Raw genomic sequence first — 16,463 nt, 5'->3', positions numbered from 1 at the left:
ACTGGTGCAACAGGCTTAACAGGAGCAACAGGAGCAACAGGTGGCGGAGCTATTATTCCATTCGCTTCGGGTACAACACCAGCTGCGTTAGTTAACGCATTAGTAGCAAATACAGGAACTCTTCTTGGATTTGGATTTAGTCAGCCTGGTGTAGCTTTAACGGGTGGAACTAGTATCACATTAGCGTTAGGCCTAGGTGATTATGCATTTGTAGCACCACGCGCAGGAACTATTACGTCATTAGCAGGTTTCTTTAGTGCAACAGCTGCATTATCTCCTTTATCACCTGTTCAAGTACAGATACAAATATTAACTGCACCTGCTGCAAGTAATACGTTTACAGTACAAGGCGCACCACTATTATTAACACCAGCATTTGCTGCGATAGCAATTGGTTCTACAGCATCAGGGATCATACCTGAAGCTATTCCAGTAGCAGCTGGGGATAAAATATTAGTATATGTTTCCTTAACAGCAGCAAGTCCAATAGCAGCAGTAGCTGGATTTGTAAGTGCAGGTATTAATATCGTCTAACTTGTAACAATGTCTGTTTGAAATGTGAACGGACACTTGTATATGGCCCTTCCTAATTTTATTAGGGAGGGCCATATTTTTGCGGGGAATAGGTAATAAATTAATTGGAAAAATATGATTTGTAATTTATGAAATAAGTTAATGAGCTTACAATATTCCACATACATAATAAAGGCTGAACTCTATTAAAAATAGAATTCAGCCTTTCAATAAACTATATACTAGGGGAGTAAACAGTTTATTGTGAGTGATGAAATTTCATTGTCCAAATAAACTATTTGTTTTTATTACAGTTACATCCTTTTTTCTTTACATAGCCTTGATTGGTTAAATCTCTTTGCGATTGGGAATTGGAAGATTGAGAATTCGAAGACTGAGAGGATGCTGATGAACTACTATTTTTATTATGAGAGTAGTTTTTTCGGTAGTTATAATTACTCATAGTACTATCACCTCCAATTAAATATATAACTATTATATGTAGCTATTCTATTAATTGTTACGATAATAAATAGGAATGGGTATACAATAAAAAAATCTCCTACGTATTTTCCGAGGAGATAAATAATTGTCCTTTCATAATATAAATTAATATCCCCAGTAAAGAGGAAAATAATATGAATCTTGGTAATATAAATTTTGTTGTGGATTAGGAGGATGAGTTGCAGGGGGTATCGTTCCGCGGTTCTGATTACAATTTGCTGGAGGGCCAATTACTGTAGTGGATTGAATAGGGGATACCGCTTGTTTCCATTGTTGTTCATCGAGACAGTAAGTATGAGCCATTATATTAGCAGGAGTTAATCGTAAAATATCAGAACCAAAAATAACTTCTGGCGTTGGGGCGTCGAAAATAGCTAATAAATGGGTACCATCTGCTGTCGCAATTTCATAATGCCACCAAGCTTTTGGAATGTTGGCAACTTGCCCTGGTTTTATCGGTAAGTTTAATATTTGATTTGTAAAAGGATTCAGTAAAGAAACAACAGCAGATCCTGAAATACAGTAAACAAGTTCAGCTGCATTTTGATGTATGTGCGGCTCTACAACATTTCCTGTACTTAAATAGATATCTAATAAAGAAGTATTTTCTAACGTATTTAATTGATTCACGCCAAGTACGTTTATATAATTTTGAGCATCTTTCTGAAAAAAATTACTTCTATTTAAATCATGAGTGAAGTTAGTTGAGGGGGAAGTGTAATCGATATTAGAGGTCATTTGTATTACCCGCCTTTCTATTAGTAAGTAAGGTTACAAAATTAGGATATGTGTCTAGTGTTTGTTATGTGCAGTTGTTGGTATCATAATAAATTTGCCTATTCCATACGAAATATGGGTTATTTAAGATAGTTTTTGCTGAATAATTAATTGTGCTTTAGCGGTATTGGCATAATTGGGTCACTCTAATACCAAGTTTTGTTTTAAATCAAAATGGATTTCTATGACATCAAAATGAGATACTTTTTTTAAGTGGAACAGGTATACCATTTATTTTGCTTTTTTCATGTTATGTGCAATGTTTGGAAATGCAGAGAAAGTAAAATCAATAATTGTAGCACCATCTGGTAAATAAATAGGGTGTAAATCTGAAGTATAAGCCGTTATGGTATTTTCAAATAGTTCATACGATACTAGATTTTGGAACGCAATTGGATCTGTAGTTAATAAATTGTTATTCACAATTGTATCATTCATTATTTTATATGATGGTTAATCCGGAAAAACTTATACGCTTAAATATAATAGTATAAAAAAAGACGCATTTCTTTAGAAGTGCGTCTTTTTCATTATTTCTCTAACATTTCAAGAGGTACGTCTTTTTCGCCAGCTACCTCAAATTTAATTTCCCCGTCTTCTTCATAAATACGTGAAATAATCGGTATAGTAATCATTAATTTTTTATGCTGCTTTCGCTTTCGAGCGGCATCTAAGCTAATCACGTTCATTATAAGCATCCTTTCTTCTAAAAATATATAAACAAAAGAAAATGCGTCCGGAAAGGGCGCTTAATTGAATTTGAAATACCGATTCATTTAAATGAGGTTTATATGATTTAACAACTGCAATTGAATTAAAAATAGTATGAATGGAATAATTGCACGTAGAAATTAACTTTACCAAAAAACGAAACAATATGCTATAAAAAATTTCAAATCTTTATCATATAACGAGAAAAAGGTTTTCGTTTCGCATATAATGAAAGTAGACGGGCAACGAGAGCTTTTTCATCATATTGCTGTGGAAAGGCGATGAAAAGAATGGATACGTTAGATTCATTATTATTTCAACTTGAACAATATGGAGAAGAGCATGATCGAAATAAAAAAACACGGGAAGAAAAATTACGGAATATTTCTCGTGAGATGGGGCAATTTTTATCAATTTTAGTAAAAGGGTGTAGTGCAAAAAACATTTTGGAAATTGGAACTTCTAATGGTTATTCTACATTGTGGTTAGCTAATGCAGTAGAAGAAACAAATGGAAATGTAACAACTGTAGAACTTTCTTCAGAACGAGTGGGAGAGGCACTTGCCAATTTTGAAAAGGCAAATCTTTTACAAAGGATTGATGTTCACAATCAAGAAGCAGGGGCATTTTTAGATTCACAACTAGATCATTCATTTGATTTTATTTTCCTAGATTCAGAGCGTACGCAATACATGTGGTGGCTGGAGCATATAAAACGCATTTTACAACCAAAAAGTCTTCTTGTTGTCGATAATGCTACTTCTCATGCGAGTGAATTAGCCGAGTTTATAAACATGATTGAAGAAGATGAAATGTTTGAAACAGTATTATTGGCATTTCAAAATGGTGCATTTGTAGCGCGTAAGAAGAAATAGATTTTAGCGTAATATAATTATCACATTGAAAAAGGGTGTATGTCAAAAGATTGAGTGCAGTAGTATGGGAAGGACGTAATTTATATACGTAACATACGAAGAATCCGCCTTCAGCATGTCGGTCTCTAGGTCTTAAGTCTGAGGAAAATTATGTTGTTTACAGGTATACTTATAGTAAGAAACAGGGAATGACTGCATAAGCAGGTATTTCTTGAAAATTGATTTCATATAGGCTGTTTGCAAATGAAATACAATATATTAGATGAAATATAGTGCACATAAATTCGCACATATAAATAAAGGAGCGATTTTGTTGACTGAACTCGAGAAAAAAGAACCCGTATCAATTGTGAAAGATAATAATGTAGAAGTAGTAGTTGATACAGTTATAAAAGATGAAGAACTTGATGAATTAAACAAAGAAGCCGATCTTTATGTACAAAAGTTGAATAGCGAGCAAAATACAGATTTATCGAAAGTATTGTCTCAGCTAGGAGATTTAGGGGATAAAGAACAGCAAGCAGCAGGACAAACGCTATCAGCATTAAAACGTCCTGTCACAGCGATGATGAATGGAAAGAATGAAGAAATTCCAAATACGTTGTTAGAATTACGCAAAGTAGTATCAGAGCTTGATCCAAATTCACTAAAAGCAAGTGGTATGAAGAAAATTATGTTTAAAGTATTCAAGAAAAATCCACTTGAAACATACGTGCATAAATATCAATCTATAGATAAGCAAATTGAGGAGATTATAAGATCACTTCTAATTGGTCGTGATAATTTACAAGAAGATACAGTTGGTCTTGAAATGCTTAAAGAGCAATCACACGATAAAATTCACGCGCTTGATAAGCAAGTATACTTAGGGAAAAAACTTGCTGGCATGCTGGAAGCTGAGAAACAAAATCCAGAACGTCAAAGGGATATTCCATTAATTAATGATGCATTAGAAAAGATTTTAGTGCGTACGCGCAATATGCAGCAAGCGAAAAGTGTGTTATTACAATCCATTGCATCTGTAGACATTATTAAGAAAAATAATGAAAAGTTAACAGAGGCAATTCGTAATGCAATTACGATGACGCAAAACGTTGTAACAGTTTCTGCTGCTATCCAGTTAGCATTAACAAATCAACGTAAAACAATTGATGCAGTGAATGCAACAAATGAAGCAATTGAGTCTATGGTATTAAGTAATTCTCAGGCATTAAAACAAAATACAGAAGAAACAACGAAATTACTTGAAAATCCTGCAATTAGCATGGATAAATTACGTGAATCATTCCAAAACGTATTTGCTGCAATTGAAGCTTCTGAAAAATCGTCAGAACGTATTATCGAGTCAAGTAAGAAGTTTGTTATTGAACTAGACACATTTAATGATGAAATGAAACAAAAACTCATTCAGCGCCCAAGAAAATAGCAGACTTTTAGAGGAGGTGAAAAAATGAGTTTCATTCAAACTGTATTATTACTACTCGGTACATTGTTTTTAATCGCATTTACTGTCGTTGTTTTAGTTGTATATTTCGGTCGTAAACTGTATTTTTCATGGACGAAGCCATATAAAAGAGCACACGATTCTTTAGATAAGTTATCGAATAAATCATTACCGTTTCTACAAGAATTTACACAACATCCACTCTTTTATCGCTGGATTCGTACTGAAGGAAAAAAAGAACAACATATATTAAACACGCTTTTCTGTGCATCGGGTCAACGTACGAGAGAGCAAGTATTCTCAATGTTACCGAAAGAAAAACAGAAAAAAGTACATGTAATGGCAAAAACGACGAAAAAGCTTACTAATGAAGATATTGATGTAGCAGCGATGAAAGTAAAAGATTTTTTAAGACAAGAAACGCAGCAAACAGTAAAACCGACAGATTTATCGTTTTATAAATTGTATTTTTATGATCGATATCCAGATGCATTAAATACAATTCAAGCGTATAAACGCTCAATAAATCCTTCATTACAACGAACGGTTGATGATATTACAATTTCAGTATTAAATGCTTTGCCATATTATCAAGAGCAACGTATGTTTGAACAGCAACATAAACTTGAAACGTTCTTAATGAAAGATTTAATAGCGATGCTATCGTTAGTCGTACAATTACCACCTTCACAACGGCCAGAAAAAGAAGAAGAATTAAAAATCTACTTGCAAAATTTCCAAAAAGAAATGGAAGAAGTAGAGCGAGATATTCGTGACTCGATTGATCACGATTTGAATGTGAAGATGAGAGCAGCGACTGAGAAGTTTAAGAATAAATAGAAGAAATCGCCTTAAAAGTTGAATGTTTCAGCTTTTAGGCGTTTTTTTTTGAATTGAGAGAGTTTAATCTTTTGTAAGATTGTATATACAAACGTTAATAAATGGTAAAATATAGAATGGTTTTTAGTACTTTGTGTAAACAATTATTATAAAAGGGGTATGGTATTGTGTTATTTGAGTTAGTCATACTATTTGTAATTCTATTTTTATTTCTTGGCTATCCTATTAGTAAAGCATGGAATAGTTTCCAAGGAGAGAAGGAAAATTCCTCAAGTATATTAAAGTTCGAGCCACAGGAAATATTATCAATATGTTTGAGTTATTTTATCTTTGGTTTAGGTATTATGTGGAATGCAAATGATGTAAGAGGAGGAATACCATTACATAAATTTGAAAAGAACGGAATGATGTCTGATCAATATGCTTCTTTAGCACATGACCACATTGCTATAGTGGTTCTCTTAGTTGTTTTAGGTGGAGTTTCTTATTGGAGATTAACAACAGGCTTAACAAAACTTTCACCAATATTTTATATTTTTTATAGTACTTTAATGATAATAAACATCGTATATACATTCATATATATTACCCATACAGGCTTTGTCTTTTATACAGAATTCGGAGGATTGAGATACATTCCAGTCTTTTGTATTCAAGTTGGGATGCTTGCATTTAGTCTATTATTTATAGCAAAATTAAGAGATTCATTAAGTTATTTCATACAGTCTCAGCATGAGAAAGATTATAAGCAGAGCAGCAGGATTATATTATATCTGCAGCGTATTTCTTTTGGGTATCAAAAAATGGCTACAGTTTGGACTATAAGTTTATTTCCTATATTGTTAATTGTTCAATTTATTTTAATACTGTTTGGGCAAAAACCAGATAGTTTTATAAGAGTGTTTATGGAAACAAGTAGCTTTAATTATTCTAAGATTCCTGCTCCAAGTCCTCAAATTGTCTCCGGGGATGGGCATTATTTATGTACAGTTTCTGTGAAAGGGCATAAAAATATTGTTAAGCCGTTACGAGCAGGAATTAGGCATGGAGAAAGAATTACAGTTAATCGACAGTTATTAATTGCGAACGCCTTTGAAAATGTAATTGAGGAGCGAGTACCAAAATGTCATAAGGTTATTCGTAATTTTTATGATAAATATGGTTATCCGATTAGTAAACATATTAATACGAAATGGTCGGCTGACTTTGTTTATATTTTAATGAAGCCACTAGAATGGTTCTTCTTATTTGTACTTTACACAGTAGATAAAAACCCTGAGAATAGAATTCATATTCAATATAGTGAACTACGAAAATAAAAGTAAGAGCCCGCATTCAAAAAATGCGAGCTCTTACTTTTATTTTGCTTGAATAGTAGATTTACTAGAAGCAACACTTTCATTATGCAATCGATCAACCGCAGTTACTACATACGTATATGTTTCTCCAGGAATAGCCGTTTTATCTACATAAATTTCTCCAGGCTTTGTCTTTCTTACAGTAGTAAGTAAATTTTTCGGATTTTCTATATTCACTTCACTTTTTCCATTCACGCGGTAAATAGCGTAATAAGCAGAATCATTCTCTCTATTATCAATGATACCTACAGCAACCCCTTCATCTCTTGGAATGGCACCTTTTAAAGTAGGTTGTTTTGGTGGTTCATGATCAAGCCAAGGCATAGGTGGGACTAATGCAGGATGTTTATATATGTCTTTTGAGAGTCTATCTTTCACTCCAAGTGGATTATTATTAATGTCTTTTAAGCTAAAATGCATACTACCTTTAATTTGAGGGAATAGCCGGTTTAATGCAATCTGTCTTGGATATTCTTCAGGATCAGACCAAGCGGGGACAGAATTATTATTAATTTTATAGGCTGCCTGACCAATGTATAGGTGGATTGGTTTATTATTTGTTTCTTTTACCCACCAATCTACTAATATGTCATACGCAGCAGGAGTAAAACCTATATTCCAATATATTTGCGGTGTGATGTAGTCAATGTAACCTTTTTGTATCCACTCACGTGTATCAGCATAAAGATCATCAAAGTTTCTTTGGCCGGCAGTTGTGTTAGAGCCAGTCGGATCATCAGCTATATTTCGCCATACGCCAAATGGGCTAATGCCAAACTTTACGTATGATTTTTCTTGTTTTATAGCAGTATTTAAATCTCTTACAAGTTCATTTACATTGTCACGTCGCCAATCTTCTATATTTGTAAATCTACCGTTATTATATAATTCGTACGTTTTTTGATCGGGGAATTGTTCACCCGCCACTTTATATGGATAAAAATAATCATCCATATGTAATGCATCAACATCGTAATTTTGTACGATTTCTAAAGCACCTTCAGTTATAAACTTTTTTACTTCTGGAATACCGGGGTTGTAATATAATTTTCCGCCATAAGGTACAACCCAATCCGGGTGCTGTCTTGCAGGGTGATTATTTGATAATCGATTTATATCAGTGTGATTCATCGTTATTCGGTATGGATTAATCCATGCGTGGAATTCTATATTTCTTTTATGTGCTTCTTCAATCATAAATGCTAGTGGGTCGTATCCGGGATCTTTTCCTTGTGTACCGGTAATATATTCAGACCAAGGGCCGTAATTGGAAGGATAAAAGGCATCAGCAGTTGGTTTTATTTGTACAATGACTGCATTCATACCAGTGTTTTTTGCATCGTCTAATAATTCGATAAATTCTTGTTTTTGATTTTCAATTGGTAAGCCAATTTTTGAGGGCCAATCAATATTAAGAACAGATGCAATCCATACAGCACGTAATTCGTGTTTTTTGTACGTAGTAGTTACTTCAGCATAAGTAAAGTGAGGGGAAATGAAAGAGAAAGGGATGAACAAGATGACGATGCAACATATCATAAATAAACGTTTAACGATCATGTATACGCCTCCCTATCATTATGATTATCTAAGATAATATACGAGGCAAGGTTGGCCTTGCAATAGAGAAAATTGTATATTGAAACATTAATTTAATAGGAAAAATATTTTTAATGAAATTTACTTTCAGTATAACTAAATTCTTTTACTTCTTCATATGCTTGTTAGTAAAGTGAAACTTCCTTTCATTTGAAGGGTAGTAAATTATAAGTATAGGAGGATTCATAAATGAAGGTTTTGTTCGTTTGTTCTGGAGGAATGTCCAGTGCAATTGTTGTAAACGCTTTAAAAAAAGAGGCGGAGAAAAAGGGTATGAACATGGAAGTGCATGCGATTGGAACAAATGAGGTAGAGGAAGAAGTAAAGAATGGCTGGGACGTTGTAATGGTTGCACCTCAAGTTAGACATCGATTTGATTCTGTTAAAAAATTCGCAGAAGAGGAAGCTATCCCGTGCGGTATTATACCGCCGCAAGCATATACGCCTCTTGGTGGACCGACTTTATTAAAGACTGTAAATGATTTAATTCGTTAGGGGGAACCGTTATGAATAAGTTTGTCACGTTTCTTGATAAAAACTTATCTGGACCGATGGCAAGACTTTCTGAACAGAGACATTTACAAGCAATCCGTGATGGAGTTATTTCAGCATTACCGTTTATCATCGTAGGAAGTTTCTTTTTAATCGTAGCATTTCCACCATTACCGAAAGATAGCTTCATATCCGTTTGGGCATTAAAGAATCAAACAAGTATATTAATACCATATCGGTTAACTATGTTTATTATGTCTTTATATATAGCATTTGGAATAGGATATAATTTGGCGAAAAGTTATAAACTAGATGCTTTATCAGGAGCACAGCTTGCAGTATGTTCACTGCTATTAACATTAACCCCCGAATTAATTGATAAAAAAGGATTTATGCTTCCGATGACAAATCTCGGAGGTCATGGGTTATTCGTGACGATGATTGTTTCTATTTTATCCGTAGAGATTTTAAGATTTTGTAAGAAGAAAAATGTAATGATTAAAATGCCAGAACAAGTACCGCCATCTGTGTCGCGTTCATTTGAAGCACTTATACCTGCTGCATTCGTTATTATTATAATGAGTCTAGTAACTGTCGTTTTTAGCATTGATTTACACCATGTTGTTGATAAATTAGCAGCACCATTAGTAAAAGCTGGGGATAGTTACTTTGGTGTAATGATTCCAGTGTTTTTAATTACGTTTTTTTGGTCATTCGGAATCCATGGTGTGTCGGTTGTTGGAACTGTTGCTCGGCCATTATGGGAAGTATACCTAGGGAAAAATGGAGAAGCTGTTGCTAGTGGAGCAGATCAATTGCCATTTATTTCACCAGAGCCGTTATATCAATGGTTTATATGGATTGGTGGTTCTGGTGCGACATTAGGGCTTGTATTAGCTATGATTGTATTTGGTCGATCAAAATATTCGAAAGCATTATCAAGAACTTGTATTGTTCCGGGGATTTTTAATATAAATGAGCCAGTCATATTCGGATTACCGATTGTACTAAATCCAATTTTAATTATCCCATTTATCATTACACCACTTGTAACGGCAACAGTTGCATATTCTGCAACTGCGATGGGATTTGTGACACCAACACATATTATGCCACCGTGGACATTACCAGCTCCAATTGGTGCGTATTTAGCTACAGGCGGAGATTGGCGTGCAATAGTATTAGTTTTTATAAATATAGCAATATCGTTCCTTATATATTTACCATTCTTTAAAATGTACGACAAAAATATGCTTGAAATTGAGAAGAATGGTGAAGGGGAATCTGTTAATCCATAATCTTTATGCTTTAATTTATGAGTGATAGGTATTTTGCCTATCACTTCTTTCACATGAAGTCCAGAGAGGATGAAATGGAATGAATATAAAATTTAGTTATAAAGGTGTATTTTTATTATTATTTGGAGTGATATGTGCGAATTTACTTTTTGTGCCTTTATTAAGAATGCTACATCTATCACAAATGCATAGTATATGGCTCGTTACAAGCATTGCGGCAAGCATTTTGCTTACAATAGTTGTTTCTTTTATTGATGGATCGTTTGCATCGAAAGCTCAGTTGTTTTTTAGATTTATATTATTTTCAATTGGCTGTACGTTTGTAACTTACATGATTGTTTTTTAATAAAGAGGAGGTCATACATGTTATGTATGTTGCAGGGGTAATGTCTGGTACTTCGTTAGATGGTATAGATGTAGCACTCGTTCATATAGAAGGAAGCGGTGTAGGTTCTAAAGTTGAACTCATCCATTTTACTACTGTGCCATTTCGTAATGATATAAAAAATGAGATTCAGCAAGTATTATCAATAAAAAATTCAAATGTCCAACTCATATGTAGTTTGAATTTTAAGTTAGGTTTATGTTTCGCTAAAGCCGTAAAGGAAGTTTGTAAAGAGGCCAATTTTTCTTTGGAACAATTAGATTTGATAGGTTCTCACGGACAAACGATTTACCATCAGCCAAAGCCAGAAGGTAATATGATATCTTCCACATTGCAAATTGGGGAACCTGCAGTAATAGCATATGAAACGAATACGACGGTTATTTCTAATTTTCGAACGATGGACATGGCAGCTGGGGGACAAGGTGCACCACTTGTACCATATTCAGAGATTATTTTATATCGTCATCCAACTAAAAATAGACTACTACAAAATATCGGCGGGATTGGTAATGTTACCGTAATACCAAGTCAAAAAAGTGATCAGAATGTTATAGCTTTTGATACTGGTCCGGGTAATATGATAATTGATGAAGTATGTCAAAGGTTATTTCAGTTGCCATATGATCAAAATGGTGAAATTGCAGAACAGGGTGAAGTTGTAGATGAAATTTTGACATATTGTATGAATCATTCATTTTTGAAAATGAATCCACCGAAATCAACTGGTAGAGAACAGTTTGGTGAAGAGTTTGTAAGTCAGTTATTGAAGCGGTATGAAAAGCATAGTAAAGAAAATATATTAACGACTGTCACGATGTTTACAGCAAGTTCAATTGTTCATCATTATAAGGAGTTTATTCTGCCATATTATGAAATTGATGAGGTAATTTTAGGCGGTGGCGGCAGTTATAATGACACACTTGTTGAAATGATACGGTATGGATTGAAGGATGAAAAATGTACAATATTCATTCAAGAAGATATAGGCTATTCTTCAGAGGCGAAAGAAGCAATCGCCTTTGCCATTTTAGCAAACGAAACGTATCATCGTAATCCGAGTAACGTGCCGAGCGCAACAGGTGCAATGCAATCTGTAGTATTAGGGAATATAACATTCCCTCCAATAAGATGATGAAAATGAGGCGAACATATGAAGTATATGATTGGAATAGACGGCGGGGGAACGAAGACAGAAGCAATTGCATTTGATAAAGATGGAAATGAACTTGTAAGAGCTACAAGTGGTTTTGGAAATATATTAATAGATTTTGAAGAAGCTCTTGTGCATATTATGGAGGCGATTGATCAATGCCAGAAAGGTGTATTAAATGAGCATTGCGTTTGTATTTGTTTAGGATTAGCGGGTGTAAGTGGAGTGAATACGAATGAATTAACATTACGTCTAAAGAAGAAGTACGGAACACCAATTGAAGTTTTTAATGATGCGATGATTGCACATGCAGCTGTTTTAAAAGGAAAAGATGGAATTTTAACAATTGGCGGTACAGGTGCAATTTGTCTTGGAAAGAAAGGAGAAGTGTACGAGTATAGCGGCGGATGGGGACATATTTTAGGAGATGCAGGAAGCGGATATTGGATTGGATTACAAGCTTTAAAGAGAATGGCAAATCAATTGGATCAAGGAATTAGACTCTGTCCATTAAGCCTAAGAATTCAAGACGAGTTTCAACTTTTGACAGCGTCTCATATAAAAAGGCTAGTATATAGATCTTCAAAAGATAAAGTTGCAGCAATCACACCATTCGTTATTCGAGAAGCTAGAAATGGAAATGATGCTGCACATGAAATTATGATGCAAGCTGGAAAGGAATTAGCAAGGATTACGATAGATGTTTATAACAAGATGCAGCTTGATTTATTAGTTTCAATTGCGGTAAGTGGCAGCATATTGCGTTTCGTTCCTGAAATATATGATGAATTTAAGAAATGCTGTGAGAAAAGTGTAGGAGAAGTTACATTTGTATTACAATCCGAACCAGCAGTGAAAGGAACATATTATTTAATGAAAAATATGTATTTTAAAAAATAGCTGTATGAGAATTTTTGTATGAATTGTAAATATATGATGTTAAAATGTATAAAGGGATGTGGATAAAAAGTACAATATACATAGTTTTTGAATATTGTATAAGTACTCCTACGTAGAAAGTGAATGATTATATGATTAATAGTATGCAGTTTTTGTATTTGGTCGCTTCTTATTTATTTGGAAACATATTGACTGCTTATATAGTAACGAAATGGAGACATGACGTTGATATTCGGAATGAAGGAAGCGGAAATCCCGGCGCAAGAAATATGGGACGTGTATATGGAAAAGGGTATTTTATCGTTACATTTTTAGGTGATGCAATTAAAGGGGCAATCGTAGTTTCTATTGCAGAATACCTTTTTGGAGATTCTACATTTGTAATGTTAGCTTTACTAGCTGTTTTACTTGGACATATTTATCCAATTGTATTTAAAGGCAAGGGTGGAAAAGGCATATCAACTTTTATTGGAGGATTAATCGCATTTGATTACTTGATAGCGCTTACCCTTGTTGCTGTTTTCATTATATTTTATTTAATCTTTAAAGGATTTACTAAGCCAGGGTTAATTACAATTGCTTGTTTACCAGTTTGCATGATTTTGTATTCTTATTCTATTGTTACGACTATTTTAAGTGCTCTTATCATTGTGCTTATTTTATATGTAAATCGAGACTGAAACGAACTTTTAATAAGTGGAGTAAATCTCCACTTATAATTTTTATCAAACACATAAAGGAGATAAGGCATGGGGTTAATTTATAAAGTTGCTGATCAAGATTGGGAATTTGAACGTATACATAAATTGAATTATAAAACATTTGTAGAAGAAATTCCGCAACATGAAGAAACGAAAGATCGTGTTCGTATAGATCGGTTTCATGATGAAAATACATATTTAATTTGTTTAGATGAAGATAAGTTAGTAGGTATGGTTGCATTGCGAGGAAAACGACCATTCTCGTTAGATTATAAAATTTCAAATTTAGATTTTTATTTGCAAGAACATGGAGAAAACGTGTATGAAATTCGTTTACTTTCAGTAGAACGTGAATATCGAAATGGAAGAGCATTGTTAGGATTAATTCGCTTTTTACATCGTTATTTGCTTCTAAATGGATATGAATTGGCACTCATTTCTGCGACAACACGTGAACTACCTTTATATGAGCAAATGGGGTTCAAATCTTTCCATACGTTAGTTGGTACAGAAGAAGCAGCCTTTCAGCCAATGTATGTTACTCCTGCTATGTTTGAAGAGTCGAGTGTTGGGGGGATTATGACGAAAGAATATACATTTTTACCTGGTCCAGTAGATATTGAAGAGAATGTTCGAAAGGCTTTTTCTACTAAGCCGATTTCACATCGTTCTAAGTCATTTCATGTGACGATGGAAAATGTGAAAAAACGTTTACTACAAATGACAAAAGCAAAACGTGTGCAAATCATGTTAGGAACAGGGACGTTAGCAAATGATGCTATCGCTTTACAGTTACGCTCTTTAAAAGGAAATGGACTAGTATTAACGAATGGGGAATTTGGCAATAGATTAGTTAGACACGCAACACGCGCGCAATTACATTTTGATACGTATAAAAAGGAAATGGGACAACCATTTATTTCTACAGAATTAGAACAAATAATGGAAGCTGGAAATTATGAGTGGCTTTGGTTTGTTCACCATGAAACATCTACCGGAATGTTAAATGATTTAGACGAGTTAAATGCATTATGTGAAAAGTATAAAGTGAAACTATGTGTAGATTGTATTAGCTCAATTGGAGCGATACCGATAGATTTAAAGAGTGTATATTTTGCGAGCGGCGTTAGCGGAAAGGCAATTAAATCGTTTACTGGATTATCTTTCGTTTTTCATAATCATAATGTGAAAGTAAACGAGACTTTACCGGCCTATATGGACATTGGTATGTATGAAGAAAATGAAAGTATTCCATATTCACATTCATGGAATTTAATTTATGCATTGCAAGAAGCGTTGAAGGGATTTGAAGATGAAAAAGCATTTGTAAAAATTAAAGAGACATATGATTATATGGAAGAAGCTATTACTAGTATAGGCTTAAAACTTGTTTCACCTAAAGAACATGCCGCACCAATTATACTTACGATTCAATTAAATGGAGATCTTTCTTCTAAAGCGGTCGGTGATGCGTTAGCGTTACAAGGATATATCGTCCATTATGAATCAGCGTACTTACAAAATAATAACTGGATCCAAATTGCATGCCTAAATCATTATAAAGAACGTGATATGAAAAGGATGTTGAATTGTTTACAACTGTGTGTATTACAGAGTGAGGTACATATTTAAAGACTTTTTCTTAATATAGATGGTTTCGTATAAAGGGGCTACGACTTACGAAAACTTAGGAATAGAACATTGGAAGAGGTGTTAGTATGATAACTAAAAAACTACCATTACATATAGACGATATTAAAAAAGCGCAAAACATTCTGGATAGAAATGCTCGTAAAACTCCATTAGTAAAATCATTTTACTTGACTAGTAAAACAGGCGGAGAAATTCACTTGAAATTAGAAAATATGCAATTAACAGGTTCGTTTAAATTCCGTGGTGCGTTTAACAAAATGTCACAGCTGACAGATCAAGAAAAAGAGAGGGGAGTAATTGCTTGTTCTGCTGGTAATCATGCGCAAGGAATTGCTTTATCAGCTCATTTACTCGGTATTAAAAGTAAAATTATTATGCCAATTTCTGCACCTCAGGCGAAAGTTGAAGCAACAAAAGGATATGGATCTGAAGTGATTTTACATGGTGAAACCTTTGATGATGCAAAGGCAAAATGTGAAGAGATAATAAGAGAAACAGGTGAAACATATTTACATCCATATGATGATGTAGAGGTAATGGCTGGTCAAGGTACAATTGGATTAGACATTCTTGATGATATGTGGGATGTAGATACTGTCATTGTACCAATAGGTGGAGGCGGAATTATTTCTGGTATTGCTGTAGCATTGAAATCTTTTAATCCATCAATCAATATAATTGGTGTACAAGCAGAAAATGTTCATGGGATGAAGGCTTCTTATGACAAAGGTACGATTGTAGAGCATTATGAGGCACCTACAATAGCAGATGGTTGCGCAGTTAAAATACCTGGTAACTTAACTTTTGAAGTAGTAAAAGAATTAGTAGATGATATTGTAACAGTATCAGAAGGTGAATTAGAAGTAGCGATGAAAGACTTATTACAACGTGGTAAAGCTGTTGTAGAAGGGGCTGGCGCATTAGCTACTGCTGCTCTACTTGCAGGGAAAGTTGATAGTTATATAAAAGGGAAAAAAGTAGTAGCTGTTATATCTGGTGGGAACGTGGACTTACAGCGCATATCAAGTGTATGTGAGCACTTTTTTGTCGCTAATGAAGTGAAATAGTTTTATAAAAGAAGAGCTAAGAGAAATAGTCTTAGCTCTTACTTTTTGTCTACCGTTTACTGTAAGTAGCAATAACCTTGCAGAATTTGCTGTTTAATGAATTGTTTTATTTAAGCCCCTATTTTTACACATATCTTTAATGTCACAATAATTATTTCAATATTGTCGAAACGTAAGCAGAAATTTAATATAA

At 33.9% G+C, this 16,463-nt stretch carries 15 protein-coding genes and 2 pseudogenes; 13 read left to right on the top strand and 4 right to left on the bottom strand.

Features of this window, described 5'->3' with window-relative positions:
* Nucleotides 1-534 (top strand): annotated as a pseudogene (gene exsJ, locus MR083_RS02475) (exosporium protein ExsJ); the annotation flags it as partial.
* Between the two features lie 588 nt (nucleotides 535-1,122).
* Here the strand turns inward: exsJ and MR083_RS02470 are convergent.
* The 3 genes and pseudogenes from MR083_RS02470 to MR083_RS02460 all read right to left on the bottom strand — a co-directional run bounded on the left by MR083_RS02470 (nucleotide 1,123) and on the right by MR083_RS02460 (nucleotide 2,483).
* A complete protein-coding gene (locus tag MR083_RS02470; RefSeq protein WP_000203236.1) occupies nucleotides 1,123-1,755 on the bottom strand; it encodes a cupin domain-containing protein in 633 nt (210 codons plus the stop codon).
* Between the two features lie 180 nt (nucleotides 1,756-1,935).
* Nucleotides 1,936-2,244: pseudogene (locus MR083_RS02465) on the bottom strand (TGS domain-containing protein); the annotation flags it as partial.
* 80 nt (nucleotides 2,245-2,324) lie between these two features.
* A complete protein-coding gene (locus MR083_RS02460; RefSeq protein WP_001100983.1) occupies nucleotides 2,325-2,483 on the bottom strand; it encodes a hypothetical protein in 159 nt (52 codons plus the stop codon).
* Between the two features lie 303 nt (nucleotides 2,484-2,786).
* Between MR083_RS02460 and MR083_RS02455 the strand changes: the two genes are divergently transcribed.
* The 4 genes from MR083_RS02455 to MR083_RS02440 all read left to right on the top strand — a co-directional run bounded on the left by MR083_RS02455 (nucleotide 2,787) and on the right by MR083_RS02440 (nucleotide 6,983).
* Complete coding sequence (locus MR083_RS02455; RefSeq protein WP_014893748.1) at nucleotides 2,787-3,380, top strand: O-methyltransferase; 594 nt, start codon at nucleotides 2,787-2,789, stop codon at nucleotides 3,378-3,380.
* A gap of 313 nt (nucleotides 3,381-3,693) precedes the next feature.
* Nucleotides 3,694-4,806, top strand: coding sequence for a toxic anion resistance protein (locus MR083_RS02450; protein WP_000137402.1), 1,113 nt, complete (start codon nucleotides 3,694-3,696; stop codon nucleotides 4,804-4,806).
* 24 nt (nucleotides 4,807-4,830) lie between these two features.
* Nucleotides 4,831-5,664, top strand: coding sequence for a DUF3974 domain-containing protein (locus MR083_RS02445; protein ID WP_000008359.1), 834 nt, complete (start codon nucleotides 4,831-4,833; stop codon nucleotides 5,662-5,664).
* Between the two features lie 167 nt (nucleotides 5,665-5,831).
* Complete coding sequence (locus MR083_RS02440; protein ID WP_000895917.1) at nucleotides 5,832-6,983, top strand: DUF6688 domain-containing protein; 1,152 nt, start codon at nucleotides 5,832-5,834, stop codon at nucleotides 6,981-6,983.
* Between the two features lie 39 nt (nucleotides 6,984-7,022).
* Here the strand turns inward: MR083_RS02440 and MR083_RS02435 are convergent, their stop codons facing one another.
* The gene (locus MR083_RS02435; protein ID WP_242268419.1) at nucleotides 7,023-8,582 is read right to left on the bottom strand and encodes a glycoside hydrolase family 10-like protein; all 1,560 of its coding nucleotides are present in this window, start codon (nucleotides 8,580-8,582) and stop codon (nucleotides 7,023-7,025) included.
* Nucleotides 8,583-8,810: 228 nt separating this feature from the next.
* Here MR083_RS02435 and MR083_RS02430 point away from each other — a divergent pair, with 228 nt between their 5' ends.
* From MR083_RS02430 to tdcB, 8 genes are all read left to right on the top strand, one after another.
* On the top strand, nucleotides 8,811-9,116 hold the full coding sequence (locus MR083_RS02430; protein WP_000865885.1) for a PTS sugar transporter subunit IIB: 306 nt from the start codon (nucleotides 8,811-8,813) through the stop codon (nucleotides 9,114-9,116).
* Between the two features lie 11 nt (nucleotides 9,117-9,127).
* A complete protein-coding gene (locus MR083_RS02425) occupies nucleotides 9,128-10,411 on the top strand; it encodes a PTS sugar transporter subunit IIC (RefSeq protein WP_001032281.1) in 1,284 nt (427 codons plus the stop codon).
* 79 nt (nucleotides 10,412-10,490) lie between these two features.
* On the top strand, nucleotides 10,491-10,757 hold the full coding sequence (locus MR083_RS02420) for a hypothetical protein (protein ID WP_001021969.1): 267 nt from the start codon (nucleotides 10,491-10,493) through the stop codon (nucleotides 10,755-10,757).
* Between the two features lie 22 nt (nucleotides 10,758-10,779).
* Nucleotides 10,780-11,931: an anhydro-N-acetylmuramic acid kinase AnmK gene (gene anmK / locus MR083_RS02415; RefSeq protein WP_000289013.1), complete on the top strand. Its 1,152-nt coding sequence runs from the start codon at nucleotides 10,780-10,782 to the stop codon at nucleotides 11,929-11,931.
* A gap of 18 nt (nucleotides 11,932-11,949) precedes the next feature.
* Entirely contained in the window at nucleotides 11,950-12,849 is a 900-nt protein-coding gene (locus MR083_RS02410; protein WP_000876574.1) for a BadF/BadG/BcrA/BcrD ATPase family protein, read from the top strand.
* A gap of 131 nt (nucleotides 12,850-12,980) precedes the next feature.
* Entirely contained in the window at nucleotides 12,981-13,529 is a 549-nt protein-coding gene (plsY, locus tag MR083_RS02405; protein ID WP_000610849.1) for a glycerol-3-phosphate 1-O-acyltransferase PlsY, read from the top strand.
* 69 nt (nucleotides 13,530-13,598) lie between these two features.
* Entirely contained in the window at nucleotides 13,599-15,182 is a 1,584-nt protein-coding gene (locus MR083_RS02400) for an aminotransferase class V-fold PLP-dependent enzyme (protein WP_000523034.1), read from the top strand.
* 86 nt (nucleotides 15,183-15,268) lie between these two features.
* Nucleotides 15,269-16,270 (top strand): bifunctional threonine ammonia-lyase/L-serine ammonia-lyase TdcB, encoded by a 1,002-nt coding sequence (gene tdcB, locus MR083_RS02395; RefSeq protein ID WP_000628902.1) that lies wholly within the window; start codon nucleotides 15,269-15,271, stop codon nucleotides 16,268-16,270.
* Nucleotides 16,271-16,463 lie beyond the last annotated feature (193 nt).

It is taken from the genome of Bacillus cereus group sp. BfR-BA-01408 (genome assembly GCF_022663305.1).
GTDB lineage: Bacteria > Bacillota > Bacilli > Bacillales > Bacillaceae_G > Bacillus_A > Bacillus_A pacificus.
This window is presented reverse-complemented; position numbering and strand designations above follow the sequence as displayed.

Bases quoted from the DNA above. Each gene is read 5' to 3' on its own strand.
- MR083_RS02410 (WP_000876574.1), top strand. From the start codon at position 11,950: ATGAAGTATATGATTGGAATAGACGGCGGGGGAACGAAGACAGAAGCA.
- MR083_RS02460 (WP_001100983.1), bottom strand. From the start codon at position 2,483: ATGAACGTGATTAGCTTAGATGCCGCTCGAAAGCGAAAGCAGCATAAA.
- MR083_RS02470 (WP_000203236.1), bottom strand. From the start codon at position 1,755: ATGACCTCTAATATCGATTACACTTCCCCCTCAACTAACTTCACTCAT.
- MR083_RS02455 (WP_014893748.1), top strand. From the start codon at position 2,787: ATGAAAAGAATGGATACGTTAGATTCATTATTATTTCAACTTGAACAA.
- MR083_RS02445 (WP_000008359.1), top strand. From the start codon at position 4,831: ATGAGTTTCATTCAAACTGTATTATTACTACTCGGTACATTGTTTTTA.
- anmK (WP_000289013.1), top strand. From the start codon at position 10,780: ATGTATGTTGCAGGGGTAATGTCTGGTACTTCGTTAGATGGTATAGAT.
- MR083_RS02420 (WP_001021969.1), top strand. From the start codon at position 10,491: ATGAATATAAAATTTAGTTATAAAGGTGTATTTTTATTATTATTTGGA.
- MR083_RS02430 (WP_000865885.1), top strand. From the start codon at position 8,811: ATGAAGGTTTTGTTCGTTTGTTCTGGAGGAATGTCCAGTGCAATTGTT.
- tdcB (WP_000628902.1), top strand. From the start codon at position 15,269: ATGATAACTAAAAAACTACCATTACATATAGACGATATTAAAAAAGCG.
- MR083_RS02400 (WP_000523034.1), top strand. From the start codon at position 13,599: ATGGGGTTAATTTATAAAGTTGCTGATCAAGATTGGGAATTTGAACGT.
- MR083_RS02425 (WP_001032281.1), top strand. From the start codon at position 9,128: ATGAATAAGTTTGTCACGTTTCTTGATAAAAACTTATCTGGACCGATG.
- plsY (WP_000610849.1), top strand. From the start codon at position 12,981: ATGATTAATAGTATGCAGTTTTTGTATTTGGTCGCTTCTTATTTATTT.
- MR083_RS02435 (WP_242268419.1), bottom strand. From the start codon at position 8,582: ATGATCGTTAAACGTTTATTTATGATATGTTGCATCGTCATCTTGTTC.